At 64.6% G+C, this 13,931-nt stretch carries 14 protein-coding genes; 3 read left to right on the forward strand and 11 right to left on the reverse strand.

The window, feature by feature from the left end:
* Positions 1 to 93 precede the first annotated feature (93 nt).
* Both J3U95_RS04495 and J3U95_RS04500 read right to left on the reverse strand, forming a co-directional pair.
* Positions 94 to 1,197, reverse strand: coding sequence for a LacI family DNA-binding transcriptional regulator (locus J3U95_RS04495; protein ID WP_208277461.1), 1,104 nt, complete (start codon positions 1,195 to 1,197; stop codon positions 94 to 96).
* A 168-nt stretch (positions 1,198 to 1,365) separates the two neighbouring features.
* Positions 1,366 to 3,681: an FAD-dependent oxidoreductase gene (locus J3U95_RS04500; protein ID WP_208277462.1), complete on the reverse strand. Its 2,316-nt coding sequence runs from the start codon at positions 3,679 to 3,681 to the stop codon at positions 1,366 to 1,368.
* Between the two features lie 156 nt (positions 3,682 to 3,837).
* Between J3U95_RS04500 and J3U95_RS04505 the strand changes: the two genes are divergently transcribed.
* Both J3U95_RS04505 and J3U95_RS04510 read left to right on the forward strand, forming a co-directional pair.
* Positions 3,838 to 5,826: a peptidase U32 family protein gene (locus J3U95_RS04505; RefSeq protein ID WP_208277463.1), complete on the forward strand. Its 1,989-nt coding sequence runs from the start codon at positions 3,838 to 3,840 to the stop codon at positions 5,824 to 5,826.
* A 167-nt stretch (positions 5,827 to 5,993) separates the two neighbouring features.
* On the forward strand, positions 5,994 to 6,731 hold the full coding sequence (locus tag J3U95_RS04510) for an SDR family oxidoreductase (RefSeq protein WP_208277464.1): 738 nt from the start codon (positions 5,994 to 5,996) through the stop codon (positions 6,729 to 6,731).
* Positions 6,732 to 6,743: 12 nt separating this feature from the next.
* Here the strand turns inward: J3U95_RS04510 and J3U95_RS04515 are convergent, their stop codons facing one another.
* The 8 genes from J3U95_RS04515 to J3U95_RS04550 form a co-directional block, all read right to left on the reverse strand.
* Entirely contained in the window at positions 6,744 to 7,442 is a 699-nt protein-coding gene (locus tag J3U95_RS04515) for a glutathione S-transferase N-terminal domain-containing protein (protein WP_208277465.1), read from the reverse strand.
* A 106-nt stretch (positions 7,443 to 7,548) separates the two neighbouring features.
* Entirely contained in the window at positions 7,549 to 8,148 is a 600-nt protein-coding gene (wrbA, locus tag J3U95_RS04520; protein ID WP_208277466.1) for an NAD(P)H:quinone oxidoreductase, read from the reverse strand.
* Positions 8,149 to 8,270: 122 nt separating this feature from the next.
* Positions 8,271 to 9,170 carry a lipid A hydroxylase LpxO gene (lpxO, locus tag J3U95_RS04525; protein WP_208277467.1) on the reverse strand — a complete coding sequence of 300 codons (900 nt, stop codon included), beginning with the start codon at positions 9,168 to 9,170 and terminating at the stop codon, positions 8,271 to 8,273.
* Between the two features lie 178 nt (positions 9,171 to 9,348).
* Positions 9,349 to 9,576 carry a DUF6139 family protein gene (locus J3U95_RS04530; protein WP_109343563.1) on the reverse strand — a complete coding sequence of 76 codons (228 nt, stop codon included), beginning with the start codon at positions 9,574 to 9,576 and terminating at the stop codon, positions 9,349 to 9,351.
* 121 nt (positions 9,577 to 9,697) lie between these two features.
* A complete protein-coding gene (locus tag J3U95_RS04535; RefSeq protein WP_109343564.1) occupies positions 9,698 to 9,898 on the reverse strand; it encodes a hypothetical protein in 201 nt (66 codons plus the stop codon).
* 146 nt (positions 9,899 to 10,044) lie between these two features.
* The gene (locus J3U95_RS04540) at positions 10,045 to 10,983 is read right to left on the reverse strand and encodes a class I SAM-dependent methyltransferase (protein ID WP_208277468.1); all 939 of its coding nucleotides are present in this window, start codon (positions 10,981 to 10,983) and stop codon (positions 10,045 to 10,047) included.
* Between the two features lie 127 nt (positions 10,984 to 11,110).
* Positions 11,111 to 11,773 carry an ankyrin repeat domain-containing protein gene (locus tag J3U95_RS04545; protein ID WP_208277469.1) on the reverse strand — a complete coding sequence of 221 codons (663 nt, stop codon included), beginning with the start codon at positions 11,771 to 11,773 and terminating at the stop codon, positions 11,111 to 11,113.
* A gap of 3 nt (positions 11,774 to 11,776) precedes the next feature.
* Positions 11,777 to 12,559: a TatD family hydrolase gene (locus tag J3U95_RS04550; RefSeq protein ID WP_208277681.1), complete on the reverse strand. Its 783-nt coding sequence runs from the start codon at positions 12,557 to 12,559 to the stop codon at positions 11,777 to 11,779.
* A 192-nt stretch (positions 12,560 to 12,751) separates the two neighbouring features.
* Between J3U95_RS04550 and J3U95_RS04555 the strand changes: the two genes are divergently transcribed.
* A complete protein-coding gene (locus J3U95_RS04555) occupies positions 12,752 to 13,321 on the forward strand; it encodes a hypothetical protein (protein WP_370662041.1) in 570 nt (189 codons plus the stop codon).
* A gap of 79 nt (positions 13,322 to 13,400) precedes the next feature.
* Here J3U95_RS04555 and J3U95_RS04560 read toward each other — a convergent pair whose 3' ends face one another.
* Complete coding sequence (locus J3U95_RS04560; RefSeq protein ID WP_208277470.1) at positions 13,401 to 13,922, reverse strand: GNAT family N-acetyltransferase; 522 nt, start codon at positions 13,920 to 13,922, stop codon at positions 13,401 to 13,403.
* Between the last annotated feature and the right edge of the window lie 9 nt (positions 13,923 to 13,931).

Consider the following 13,931-nt stretch of genomic DNA (forward strand, 5'->3'; position numbering starts at 1 on the left):
GTGTTAGCGCGATCATCCCAGTCTAAAGCGCGCCTTTGACGGTTGTCAACGAATTATTGAAATGGATTTCATAGGGACAGGATCTATCGGATATCAGTGCGCTTTCGCCACCGACGGCAGGCGCGCCGGCGGGCGGATGCGCGGGGCGGCGTCGGACTGGCGCCGCACCAGTTCGAAGTCCATGTGCGTCTGTTCCGGCTCGGCCGGCTCGTCTTCGCGCAGTGCGCGCACGCGGCGCACCAGCGCCTGCACCGCCTCGCGCGCCATGCCGGCGATCGGCTGGCGCACTGTGGTCAGTTCCGGCCAGATCGTGGTGGCCAGCGCGGTATCGTCGAAACCGGTCACGGTCAGGTCGCCCGGCACGTCCAGGCCCAGGCGGTGCGCGACCGCCACCGTGGCGGCCGCCATGTCGTCGTTACTGGCAAAGATCGCCGTCGGCCGATCCTGCAGCGCGAGCAGCTGCTCGGCCGCGTCCAGGCCGGAGCGGTAGGTGAACATGCCCTGCACCACCAGTTCGTCGGAGGCATCGGCGCCCTTTTCGGCGATCGCCGCACGGTAGCCGTCGAGGCGCCGCGCGCTGGCGGTCTGGTTCGGATGGCCGACGATGAAGCCGATGCGCTGGTGGCCCAGCGCGATCAGGTGCCGCGCCATGTAGCGGGCCGCTTCGTAGTCATCGATGCTGACCGCCCCCACGCTCGGCGCCGGCGAGCCGCAGGCCACGACCACCGCCGGAATCCCGGCTTTCGCCACGCAGTCGAGCACGGCCACGCTGTCGCACAGCGGCGGCGGCAGGATCACGCCATCCAGGCCGTTATTGATCAGGCGCTGGGTATGCTCGATCTCGTGGTTGCCGGCTTCGCACTTCTCGACGAACAGCTGGACATTGTTGAGGCCCGACTGGTTGAGCAGGCCCACGAGGAATTCGCTCAGGTAGGCGGCGCTCGGATTGCTGTACAGGAAACCGACGCGGATCGGCTTGGAGCCGGCCAGGTTGCGCGCTTCCTGGTTCGGGGTGTAGTTGAGCGCCGCGACCGCCTCGGCCACCTTGCGCCGCGTGCTTTCACGCACCAGGCTCTTGCCGTTCATGACCCGCGACACGGTCATCGCGGACACGCCGGCGAGCCTGGCCACGTCCACCATGGTGGGCTTGCCCTGCTCCATCGATTCGCGGACGGCCTCGATGCTGGTTTTGTTCATGTCGGTGAATTTCTTTAGAAGTTAGTAATGTTGGCCGATGTTAGCATGATTATGGTTTTGCCATCGGGACCGCTTCCGATTTTGCGGGTAAGGTTTGATTCTCGGGCGAAACAGGGGAAAGCATCCTGCCGTTTGCGCTAACATGCGCGCCGCGACGACATGATATCCCTAGCCGCGCTGCGCCGCGAGCGCCTCGCGGGCGGCTGTCCGCCCCTCTTCCATATGGCGCGCGATCGACAGCGCCGAAAAATCGTAGTCGCGCGCCGCCGTCTCGCATTCCGTGCCCTTGCGCACGATCCGGGTGATGCTGGGCGCCGCATCCTTGTCGCCCATCAGCTGGATATAAGTGGGCCACTGGCGCACCTGGTCGGCCTGGGCCGGCGAGGTGGCGTAGGCCAGGATGCCCTCGACCAGCTTGCGAAAATCGCGCACCAGCGACTGCTCGGCGCTGTCGCGGCGGATGCGCTCGGCGAACACGATCTCGTCGCGCCGGCCCAGGACCTCCATCAGGCTGGTGGGCAGCGAACCGGTTTCCGGATACAGGTCGACGATGAAGATGCGCTTGCGCGCCGTGCCCGAATGCTCGAGCAGCAGCTCGAGCGGCGAATTGCTGATGATGCCGCCATCCCAGTAGTGCTTGCCGTCGATGGTGGTCCAGGGAAAGCCCGGCGGCAGGCTGCCGCTGGCCAGGATGTGGTCGGCGCTCAGGTCGTCGACGTAGCTGTCGAAGATTTCCAGGCGCGCCGTCTCGACGTTGACGGCGCTGACCAGCAGCCGCACCGGGCTCGACTTCAGCGCTCCGAAATCGACGTAGCGTTTCAACAGTTCCTTGACCGGGGTCGGATCGTAGAGGCTGGTCCAGGCCAGCGGCGTCGTGCCCATGAACGGCAGGCCGGCCCAGCGCGGCCGGAAGAACGCGGGGACGCCAAAGGCGAGCGTCTGCCAGGATCCGAGCAGGCGGCGCACCCGATCGTCGAGCAGGCTCTCGGCGGCCTGTGGCAGGTCGAGCGGCACGTCGAGCGACAGCCTGCGCCAGAAGTCCTCCAGCGCCTCGGCCGCATGGCCCGGATTGGCGGCCATGATCACGCCATTGAAAGCCCCGATCGACACCCCGGCGATGACGTCGGGCTGAATGCCCGCTTCTTCGAGCGCATGAGCCACGCCGCATTCGAAGGCGCCCAGCGCCCCGCCGCCCTGCAGGATCAGCGCGGTCTGGCTGGGAATGCGGGTGATGGAAAAATCCGGCTCGTGCAGGCGCTTGCAGGCCCAGCCGATATTGGTGCGGTAGCGGATCAGGGACTCGATCGCGCGCGTCTCGATCGCCGGCCGCCCGGTGGAAAACAGGGCGCGCGGCACCTCGTGGTCGAGGTAGAGGCAGCCCCAGGAGCGGGTGTCGGGGCGACCCAGCCGCGCATGCTGGTGGCCGGCCTCGGGCATGCCCAGGAACTGGAAGCCCTGGCCGAACAGCTCGCAGGAAAAATACGGCACCTCGTCGTAGCGCAGGCGCATGCCGAGCATATTGCGCGCCGCCAGCCGCCCCTGCTTGACGGCGTTGTCCCAATGCTCGATGCGGTGGCGCAAGCGAAACACGGGATCGGTGAAGTTGGCGACGTCGCCCGCCGCCCACACCAGCGGATGCGAGGCTTGCAGGTACTGGTCGACGCACACGCCGTCGTCCAGCGCCAGCCCGCTGCCTTCGAGCCAGCCGAGATCGGGCGCGACGCCGATGCCGACCCCGACCAGGTCGCACGGCAGCCGGCGTCCGCCCTCGGTCACGACCATTTCCACCATTTTGTCGCCATGGAAGGCGGCGGCGCTATCGGCCAGCACTTCCACCCCCTGGCCGACGTAGAGCGCGCGCAGGTAGTCGCTGATGCCGTGATCGTGCAGCTTGTCGAACAGGATGCCGTGGCGCGCCAGCACGGTCACCCGCACGCCCTTGCGCGCGAAGGCCGCGGCCAGCTCGAGGGCGATGAAGCCGGAGCCGACCACCACGGCCCGCGCCGCGCCCTCCATCGCGCCGCGCAAGGTGCGCGCATCGCTCGCCGTGCGCAGGTAGTGGATGCCGGGCAGCCCGGCGCCCGGCACGTCGAGGTGAATGGGACGCACCCCGGTGGCAACCAGCAGCCGGTCGTAGCGGATCGCGCCCGCGTGATCGGTGCGCACCAGCTTGGCCTCGGCATCGAGGCTTGTCGCGCGCACGCCGGACAGCAGGGTCACGCCATTGTCATGGAGGTAGTCGGGCGGCAGCACCGTCGCCAGGGGCGGCGCGACGTCCCCCTCGAGGAAGCGCGTCGAGAGCTGCGGCCGGTGATAAGGCGGGTCGCGCTCGTCCGCCACCATCACGATGGCGCCCTGCGCGCCCTCCAGGCGCAGCGTTTCGGCGGCGGTGGCCGCGGCCAGGCCACCGCCGAGCAGCAGGTAGCTCGCATGCCGCGCGTGGTCTTGCGCGGTGGGCTCTCCGGACTGTGGCTGATCCGCCATCGGCCATCCTTTCGCATGCGGCGTCAATGCGGGTTGGACCGCATCCAGGCTGCGGCGTTCGCTCGAGATGGTTTCATCCTGACAAGACGCCACGCCAAGCATGACGCGCAGGCGCCATCTCGCTATAATCTCGTCCTTCGCCCCAAAGGAAATACCATGTCCCTGCTTGCCCACGAGCTCGAATTGCTTTCGCCCGCCAAGACCGCCGAGATCGGCCGCGAAGCGATCCTCCACGGCGCCGACGCCGTGTACATCGGCGGACCGGCCTTCGGGGCGCGCCACAACGCCAGCAATCCGCTGGAGGACATCGCCGCGCTGGTCCAGTTCGCCCACGGCTACCGTGCGCGCATCTTCGTGACCATGAACACGATCATGCACGACAGCGAACTCGATCTGGCGCGCAAGCAGATCTGGCAGCTGTACGAGGCCGGCGTGGATGCGCTGATCATCCAGGACCTGGGCCTGCTCGAACTCGACCTGCCGCCGATCCAGCTGCACGCCAGCACCCAGTGCGACATCCGCGGCGCCGAGAAGGCGAAATTCCTGGGCGACGTCGGCTTTTCCCAGCTGGTGCTGGCGCGCGAGCTGACGGTCGACCAGATCCGCAAGATCCACGCCGCCACCGACACGCCGCTCGAATACTTCGTGCACGGCGCGCTGTGCGTGGCCTATTCGGGCCAGTGCTATATCTCGCACGCCGACACCGGCCGCTCGGCCAACCGCGGCGACTGCTCGCAGGCCTGCCGGCTGCCCTACACCCTCTCCGACGGCCAGGGCCGCGTGGTCGCCTACGACAAGCACCTGCTGTCGATGAAGGACAACGACCAGAGCCGCAACCTGGAAGCGCTGGTCGACGCCGGCATCCGCTCGTTCAAGATCGAGGGCCGCTACAAGGACATGGGTTACGTGAAGAACATCACCGCCCACTACCGCCTGTTGCTGGACGAGCTGCTCGAGCGCCGTCCCGAATTCGCGCGCGCCGCCAGCGGCCGCACCCGCGTGATGTTCACGCCCGACGTCGACAAGAACTTCCACCGCGGCCACACCGAATACTTCGCCCAGGGCCGCCTGCCGGACATCGGCGCCTTCGATTCGCCGAAATACGTCGGGGTGGAACTCGGCATCGTGGCGCGCCTGAACGGCGACAGCTTCGATATCGTCACCAATGCGCCGATGGCCAATGGCGACGGCCTGAACTACATGAACAAGCGCGCCACCTGCGGTATCCAGGCCAACCGCGCCGAGAAGCTGGGCGAAGAGCCGGACGGCCAGCGCTGGCGCGTGTTCCCGAACGAGCCAATGCCTTCGCTGGCCGGTCTGAAAGTGGGCACCGTCATCCACCGCAACCGCGATCACCAGTGGGAAGCCACGCTCAGTAAAAAGTCGTCCGAGCGCAAGGTGGCGATCGACCTGATCCTGAGCGAAGTGGCGGGCGGCCTGCGCCTGGACATCGTCGACGAGGACGGCATCGCCTCGAGCGCCGAGGCCATGCTCGAGCTGCAGCCGGCCCAGCAGGCGGCACAGGCCGAAGCGGGGTTGCGCGCCAGCCTGGCCAAGCTGGGCAACACGATGTTCGAGGCCGGCCACGTCGCGCTGCAATTGAGCCAGCCGTGGTTCGTGCCGAGCGCCGCCATCAACGCCCTGCGCCGCGACGCCATCGCGGCGCACGAAGCGGCGCGCCTTGCGGCCTGGGAGCGCCCGCAGCGCAAGGCATCGGTGGAACCGCCGCCCGTCTACCCGGAAACCCAGCTCAGCTACCTGGCCAACGTCTACAACGAGAAGGCGCGCGCCTTTTATCACAAGCACGGCGTGCAGCTGATCGACGCGGCGTATGAAGCGCACGAGGAAGCCGGCGAAGTGTCGTTGATGATCACCAAGCACTGCCTGCGCTTCTCGTTTAACCTCTGTCCGAAGCAGGCCAAAGGCGTGCAAGGCGTGCAGGGCCAGGTGAAGGCCGAGCCGATGACCCTGGTGAGCGGCGACGAGAAGTACACGCTGCGCTTCGATTGCAAGCCGTGCGAGATGCACGTGGTGGGCGCCATGAAGACGAACATCCTGAAGTCGCCGCCGCCGTCGAACGTGGCCTACACCCCATTGACGTTCCACCGCCAGCGTCCGCGCGACCCGGCAGGATCAAAAGCGTAAACGGGATTTGTGCGGGCGGCGTTGAACGCTGCCTCTTTCAACGGCGCCTGTGGGCGCCGTTTTCACATCCGGACTATTGTGCAATCCGCCGCGATTTTTCGGCATGGGCGGCGCGCGCGTCCGCGTCCATACTGGCTCCACTGTCCAACCACACAACGGAGCCCACCATGAAAGACCAACTGTACAAAGTCGTCCTGATCACCGGCGCCAGCAGCGGCATCGGCGAAGCCACCGCCCGCCATCTCGCCGCGCTCGGCCACCGCGTGGTGCTGGGCGCGCGCCGCACCGAGCGCCTGGTGGCGCTGGCGGCCGATATTCGCGAAGCCGGCGGCAAGGCCGACGTCGCCCAGCTCGACGTGACGAGCCTGGAAAGCATGCGCGAATTCGTCGACTTCGCCATCGAGCGCCATGGCCAGGTCGACGTCTTGATCAACAACGCGGGCGTGATGCCGCTGTCGAAACTCGATGCGCTCAAGATCGACGAATGGAACCGCATGATCGACGTGAACATCCGCGGCGTGCTGCACGGGATCGCCACCGTGCTGCCGGGGATGCAGGCGCGCCGCAGCGGCCAGTTCATCAATATCGCCTCGATCGGCGCCTATACCGTCAGCCCGACGGCGGCCGTCTACTGCGCCACCAAGTTCGCGGTGGCGGCCATCACCGAAGGCCTGCGCCAGGAAGTGGGCAGCGACATCCGCGTGACGCTGGTCTCGCCCGGCGTGGTGGAGTCGGAGCTGGCCGATTCGATCTCGGACCCGCTGGCGCGCGACACGATGCGCGAATTCCGCAAGGGCGCGATCAAGCCGGAAGCGATCGCGCGCGCCATTGCCTTCGCCATCGAGCAGCCGGCGGACGTCGACGTCAGCGAGATGATCGTGCGGCCGACGTCCAGCCCCTACTGATCCGCAACGGAGTCAGGCGGGGATCTTGAGTCCCTTCCTGACCGAGGGGCGCGCCAGGAAGCGCTCCAGCGCGTCCCTCACATTGCCGAAATCCTCGGCGCCGATCAGGTCCTCCGCCTCATAGAAGTTCAGCAGGCCGTTAATCCAGGGGAATACCGCAATGTCGGCAATCGTGAACTCGTTGCCCGCGATCCAGGTATGCTGCGCCAGCTGCGCGTCGATCACGCCGAGCAGCCTGCGCGATTCGGCCACGTAGCGATCGCGCGGGCGCTTGTCCTCGTAGTCCTTGCCGGCGAACTTGACGAAGAAACCGAGCTGGCCGAACATCGGCCCCACCCCGCCGATCTGGAACATCACCCACTGGATGACACGATAGCGCCCCGCTGCATCGGCCGGGATCAGCTTGCCACTCTTCTCGGCAAGGTAGAGCAGGATCGCACCCGATTCGAACAAGGCCAGCGGCTGCCCGTCCGGGCCGTCCGGATCGATGATGGCGGGAATCTTGTTATTCGGGTTCAGCGACAGGAAGGCCGGGGAGTTCTGCTCGTCTTTCGCGAAGTCGACCTTGTGCACCTCATACGGCAGGCCGATCTCTTCCAGCATGATCGGGATCTTGACGCCGTTCGGAGTGGGCATCGAGTACAGCTGCAACCGCTCGGGATGGGCGGCCGGCCATTTCTGGGTGATGGGAAAGTCGGAAAGCGTGGTCATGTCGTTGGCGCCTCTTCTGGAACCGCCGCGGCGGCAGAGTGCCACGATACCAAATATTCAATACGCCCGCCGCGCACCAGCGGCACGGCGGGCAAGAACGCGCGGATCAGCCAAACAGCTTGTTGGCAGTCTTGGCGATGAGTTCACCCTGGTGGCGGGCGCCGCCCAGGTCTTTCTCGCTCGGCTGGCGCTGGCCCTGGCCGCCGGCAATGGTGGTGGCGCCATAGGGACTGCCGCCGACGATCTCGTCCAGCGTCATCTGTTCCTGGTAGCTGTACGGCAGGCCGACGATGGTCATGCCGAAGTGCAGCAGGTTGGTGATGATCGAGAACAGCGTCGCTTCCTGGCCGCCGTGTTGGGTGGCGGTCGAGGTGAAGGCGCCGCCCACCTTGCCGTTCAGGGCGCCGCGCGCCCACAGGCTGCCGGTCTGGTCGAGGAAGGCCGCCATCTGGCCCGGCATGCGGCCATAGCGGGTCGGCGCGCCGACGATGATGGCGTCGTAGTGCTCCAGCTCGGCGACGGTGGCGACTGGCGCGGCCTGCTCGAGCTTGAAGTGGGCTCCCTTGGCGACGTCTTCGGGGACGGTTTCGGGAACCCGCTTGACGTCGACCGTCGCGCCCGTGCTGCGCGCGCCTTCGGCGACGGCGTTCGCCATCGTCTCGATGTGGCCATACGACGAGTAATACAGAACCAGTACTTTTGCCATCGACTTCCTCCATGTGTGGGATTCAGGACGGCCATTGTAGCGACAATGGCCGAATGTCCGTTTTCGGGAACACAGGGATTGTGCAGGCGCCGCCGCCTGCGCGCACTAGGGCTTAAGTGGGATCAGATCCAGTAGATGAAGGCGGCCAGCGCGATCACCAGCAGCACGCGGGTGATGTTGTAGGCGGTCTTGTTCCAGGCCTTGAAGCGGCGGCGGTACTGGCCGGCGTAGAAGGAAATGCGGAACAGCTTGCTCACCAGGCCGACCTGGTCGCCGGTTTCATTCGGCGAGGCGGCGGCGGTCATGACGGTGCGGCCGAACCAGCGGTTGAAGGCCTGCATCCAGCGGTAGCGCATTGGGCGCTCGACGTCGCAGAACAGGATCACGCGATCGCTCTCGCTGCCGTTGATCGCCCAATGAATAAAGGTTTCGTCGAACACGACGCCCTGGCCGTCGCGCCAGCTGTGGCGCTCGCCGTCGACGTCGATGAAGCAGCGGTCGTCGTTCGGCGTGGCCAGGCCCAGGTGGTAGCGCATCGAGCCGGCGAACGGGTCGCGGTGGGGATTGAGCTTGCCGCCCGGCGGCAGCTCGGCGAACATCGCCGCCTTGACCGAGGGGATCGATTGCAGCAGCGCATAGGTTTGCGGGCACAGGCGCTCAGCCGACGGGTGGCTGGCGTCATACCACTTGAGGTAGAAGCGCTTCCAGCCGTTCTTGAAGAAGGAATTGAAGCCGGCATCGTCGTTCTGCTCGGCGGCCTTGATCTTCTTGAGCGCGAGCAGATTCTCGGCTTCGGCGCGGATGATCGGCCAGTTCTCTTGCAGGCGCGCCAGTTCGGGGAACTCGCTCACCGGGATGAAGGGCGTGTTCGGCACCTTCGAGAACTTGTGCATGAAAATATTGATCGGCGCCATGAACGACGAATGGTCGAAGATCTGGCGACGGAATGGCAGACGCACGCGCCCGCGGAAATGGATGTGCAGGATAGACAGAATATAGAAACCCACCACGACCCACTTCATCACATCCTCCATCGCAGCCATGAGAGTGGCTGACCTTCTTGATCAAGGACGCAGGATACCACATCGGCTACTGGGCCGTGGAGCCCCGCCGACTTCGTGGAGAGGGAGGATGGCGCCGGCGTACGGGCCGGATGGCCCGCCTGCCGGCGCTGGCGGTGGCAACACCGCCGGGAAAATGTCAGTGCAGCACCGACGTCATCGCATACCCTTTTTCGGCGATCTGGCCGTTGAGGTTATCGATGTCGAAATCCTCGATCTGGTCGGCGTTGTCGTCGACCTCGAAGGCACGGGCTTCGATCTCCCAGTCGGTATTGGTAGCTTCTTCGGGGATGTTCTTGGCTTCGGGCACGGCCAGGTACGAGAACTTGCCGTCGTGTTCGGCTCTGCGGTAAATATCCAGGCGCATAGTCATTTTCCTCTATTCAATGCGCGCTTTCCGGATGAAAGCGCGCAGCTCCACAGTAGAAGATCAAGTGGCCATAGTCTGTTATCTGCCGAACATTCTGCCGAAGGCTTAAGCAAGCTCGTCAGCGCGCCGGATTGTAGCCGAGCACGCGCGCGGGCAGCATGACGATTGCGCGCAGCAGGCTGAATACGGCATCGACGCCGATGCCAAGCAGGCGGAACGGCAGCAACAGCAGCCACACCACAGGATACAGCACCAGGGCGAGCAGCGCGATTGGCCAGCAAAGGAACAGCAGCACCAACCATACCAGGAAACTCAGCATTGTCTTTCTCCATGAAGAAGCATCATGGTCAATGTATGCCGAAAGCGGTGCTGGGGCCAGCGGGGTGCGATAAACGGGGAAAACGGCGGGCCGAACGGTCGCCGGAAAGGATGAGCGGACCACCCGGTCCGCCCGTAAGACCTGCATCAGGCGAAGCTGGCTGCTTCTTCGACCGCCGGCGCGTGCTCTTCGGTGGCCGCCTGCTCGGTCACGACCTCGACCTTGATCGACGCCTGCAGCGACGGGATCGAGCCGCCGGCGCGATAGGCGAAGGAGATGCGCAGCAGGTCGCCGGCCTTGACCTCGACCGGACGGTACAGCGGCAGGGTCATGTAGTGGTTGAGCCAATCGATCGTGGTCGCCTGCTCCTGCACGATGGCCAGCACGTTCTTGGTCACGAATCGCATCGCGTTCAGGGTGCCGCCCTGCTCCACCACCATCGAGCCCTCCCAGGCGATCAGGCTGTCGACCGGCTGGCTGAAATCGAGGATGCTGTACACGGCGGGCTGGGCCAGTTCGACCGTGCCTGGCTGGACCACGCCGGTTTCCTGGAACTGAACGATCGGGGCGTAGAAGCCGTCGAAATCATACGCCTGCTGGATCGGCTGGGCCGCCATGATCACCGCTTCCGGGATGAACAGCGGCAGCGGGCCGCCGAACTTGGCCAGGTAGCGGCGCTTGAACGATTCGATCACCTCGACCTGTTTTTCGCGCAGCATGCCGACGTGGATCATCTCGCAGATCACGACGTCGACCGGCTCCGGCGGCAGGTAGTCGAAAGCGTCGGCGTGGATCACCTCGACTTTATCGCCGTTGGGGTTCATCGCCAGGAAGCGGCGCGCCTCTTGCACCATGTCCGGGTTGAACTCGACGCAATACACTTTCGAGGCGCTCTGGGCCGCAAAGAACGAAAGGACACCGGTGCCGCCGCCCAGCTCCAGCACTTTCGCGCCGGGGAACACGGAATAGTGGATGGCATTCTTGAAGCTGTGCATCCGGTTCTGGTCCATCAGCATATTGTGATGGTAGTGGACTGGAATGAACTGCCCCAGGTAGCAGCTTTCGATTTCGCGTTCGTTGAGCATGGGTATCCTTGTTGGTCGGTGGTCGTTAAACCGTAGACACATTATGGATACCATTGCCCTCACGCAATTGGTCGAGCTAAGTGCGTTTTACCGTCTAATTCACGAGCGAATTGTCACGCGGGCAGGATCAGCGCGGCGCAGGTGTCAATTCCTTGGCCAGTTCGTCGCGCCCCGCCTGCTTCGCGATCTGGGCCGCGGTATGCCCTTCCGTATTCTTCAGCGCGGTGTTGGCGCCACGGGCGACCAGCAGCTTCGCCGTCGTGTCCTTCCCTTCGCGCGCCGCCATCATCAGCGGCGTGAAGGCGCCGCTGGGGCGCGGCGACACGGCATCGAGCTTGGCGCCGTGCTCGATCAGCAATTGCGCAATCTTGTCGTCGCCGCTGGCGGCGGCGTAGTGGAGCGCGGTCCAGCCTGGCTGGTTGACCTTGGCGCCTTTTTTAAGCAAGGCACGGACGACTTCTCCGTCGCGCTTGAAGGCGGCCATCATCAGCGCCGTATTGCCATTGACCGCCTTGCGCTCGAGGTCGGTGCCCGGATGGCGCAGCAGTTCAAGGATCACCTCGCGCGAGCCTTCGCGGATCGCCAGCACCAGGGCCGGCTCGCCCCCCAGGGGATTGAGCTCGTTGGCATTGACGACCGCGCCGACCATCTTGCGCACCGTACTGGCGTCATCCATCTGCACGGCCCGGAAGAAGGAACTCACCTGCTGGGGTGTTGGCGGCTCGACGGCGTGGGCGCCGGCGATTGCGGCAAACAGCAAACTGGTGGCAAGCAAGCGGCGGATCGGCACGTGTCAGCTCCTGGCGGTCTGGAACAAGTTGAAGAAATTCTCGCTGGTGCGGTCGGCCACCTCGCGCAGCGAGACGCCCTTGAGCGTGGCGATGTATTCGGCCACGTGGGCCACATAGCCCGGCTCGTTCATCCTGCCGCGGAAAGGCACCGGCGCCAGATACGGCGAATCGGTCTCGATCAGCATGCGCTCGAGCGGCACGGCTTGCGCCACCGCCTGCAATTCCTTGGCGCTCTTGAACGTGACGATGCCCGAGAACGAAATATAGAAACCCTGGGCCATGGCGGCTTCGGCCACGGCCAGCGATTCGGTGAAGCAGTGCATGACGCCGGCCACGCCACCGGCGTCCGTGCCGGCGCCCTCTTCCTTCATCAGGCGGATCGTGTCGTCGCTGGCGGCGCGGGTGTGGATGATCAGGGGCTTGCGGGTTTCGCGCGAGGCGCGGATGTGGACGCGGAAGCGCTCGCGCTGCCATTCCAGGTCGCCTTCGAGACGGTAATAGTCCAGGCCGGTTTCGCCGATGGCGACGATCTTCGGGTGGTTGGCCAGCTCGACCAATTGCTGCACGGTCGGCTCCGGCGTGTCTTCATAGTCGGGGTGGACGCCGACCGAGGCGAAGATGTGGGGATGCTGCTCGGCCAGGGCGAGCACTTGCGGGAAGTCCGGCAGGTCGACCGACACGCACAGTGCGTGCGTCACCTTGTTCTCGGCCATCTTGGCCAGGACTTCGGGCATGCGGGCTGCCAGTTCCGGGAAATTGATGTGGCAATGGGAATCGATATACATCCCGCCATTGTAAAGGCAGGCGGCGGGGAGTGCCATGCGGGCCACTTACCGGACAGAAGCGTCAATCCTCCTTCGGGGTAGCGTTCGCAATGCGGCAAATCGGCGGCGCGTGTGCGCTGGAATTCGTTGGCAGATGCTGGACCGCGGTTGTCTATGCGTGAATAACTTACAACAAAGTAAAAAGATTGAATCGTGCGCGCAACAAAATTAGTCGCTTATCTTAGTATGTGCAATATCATTTTTTTAACAACCAAGGAACTTGCAATGACTTGTGTTTCAACCCGCCTCCTGTCCAGCCTGGTCCTGATGGCAGCTTCGTTCCCGGCCTTGGCCGGCCCGACCGTGGTCACGGCGCTTGAAGTCAAAGGCGTATTCAATGAAAAAGTCGGTCCGGCGCCGCAATGTGCGTCCACCCTCGGCGGCAAGCTTGCCGGCCACGGTGAGACGGCCGAAGGAACGCCAGTCGCGTTCGTCGGCGGAGATTGCTTCGCCCAATCTGGCACGACATTCACCTTCAGCAACGGCAAGTTCATCCTGCTGTTTCCGAACGGCGACCAGATCTTCGCCAACTACGGTGGCCAGTTCCTTCCCACCGGCGCAGGCACTGCCTACGTCATGAACGGCGGCACCTTCACCATCACCGGCGGCTCCGGCACCTATTCTCGCGCAACCGGCGGCGGCTATTTGAGCGGCACCGAAGACCTGTCCACCGGCGCCGGTACGATTGCGTTATCGGGACGCGTTTCCTACAAGCCGAAGTGATTGCTGAAACAGCGCCAGGCTGCGCTGACTCAGCGTCGTGCCCAAGAAAAAAGAGCGGTATGTATCCCGCTCTTTTACATCAGTCCGCGACGCGCTTGCCGAGGATTATCAGGTCGCGCTCGATCCCGTCGAGATTGGCCACCCGCGGGAAGTTGGCCCAGGTTTCGAAGCCGTATTTGCGGAACAGCGCCAAGCTTGGCTGGTTGTGGCCGAAAATGAAACCCAGCAAGGTATGCACCTTGACCTCGGGCGCAAACGCCATCGCCAACTCCAGGCAATAGCGCCCCAATCCTTTGCCGCGCGCGCTTTCGGCGATATAGATCGACACCTCGGCCGTGCCCGAATAAGCCGGACGTCCATAGAAGTTCGAATACGACAGCCAGCCCAGCACTTCAGGATGCTCGCTCTTGTCGTCGGCGGCATGGATCACCCACAGCGGACGACGTTCCGGCGTGTGATCGTTGAACCAGCCCTCGCGCGATTCGACGGTAATAGGTGCGGTGTCGGCGGTGACCTCGCGCGAAGCGATGGTGGAATTGTAGATATCGACGATGACCGGCAGGTCATCGCGTCGAGCCAGGCGATGGACGTAGGATGGCATGAAACGAAA

Origin of the sequence: Massilia oculi, from assembly GCF_017582745.1 — a bacterium.
Lineage (GTDB): Bacteria > Pseudomonadota > Gammaproteobacteria > Burkholderiales > Burkholderiaceae_D > Telluria > Telluria oculi_A.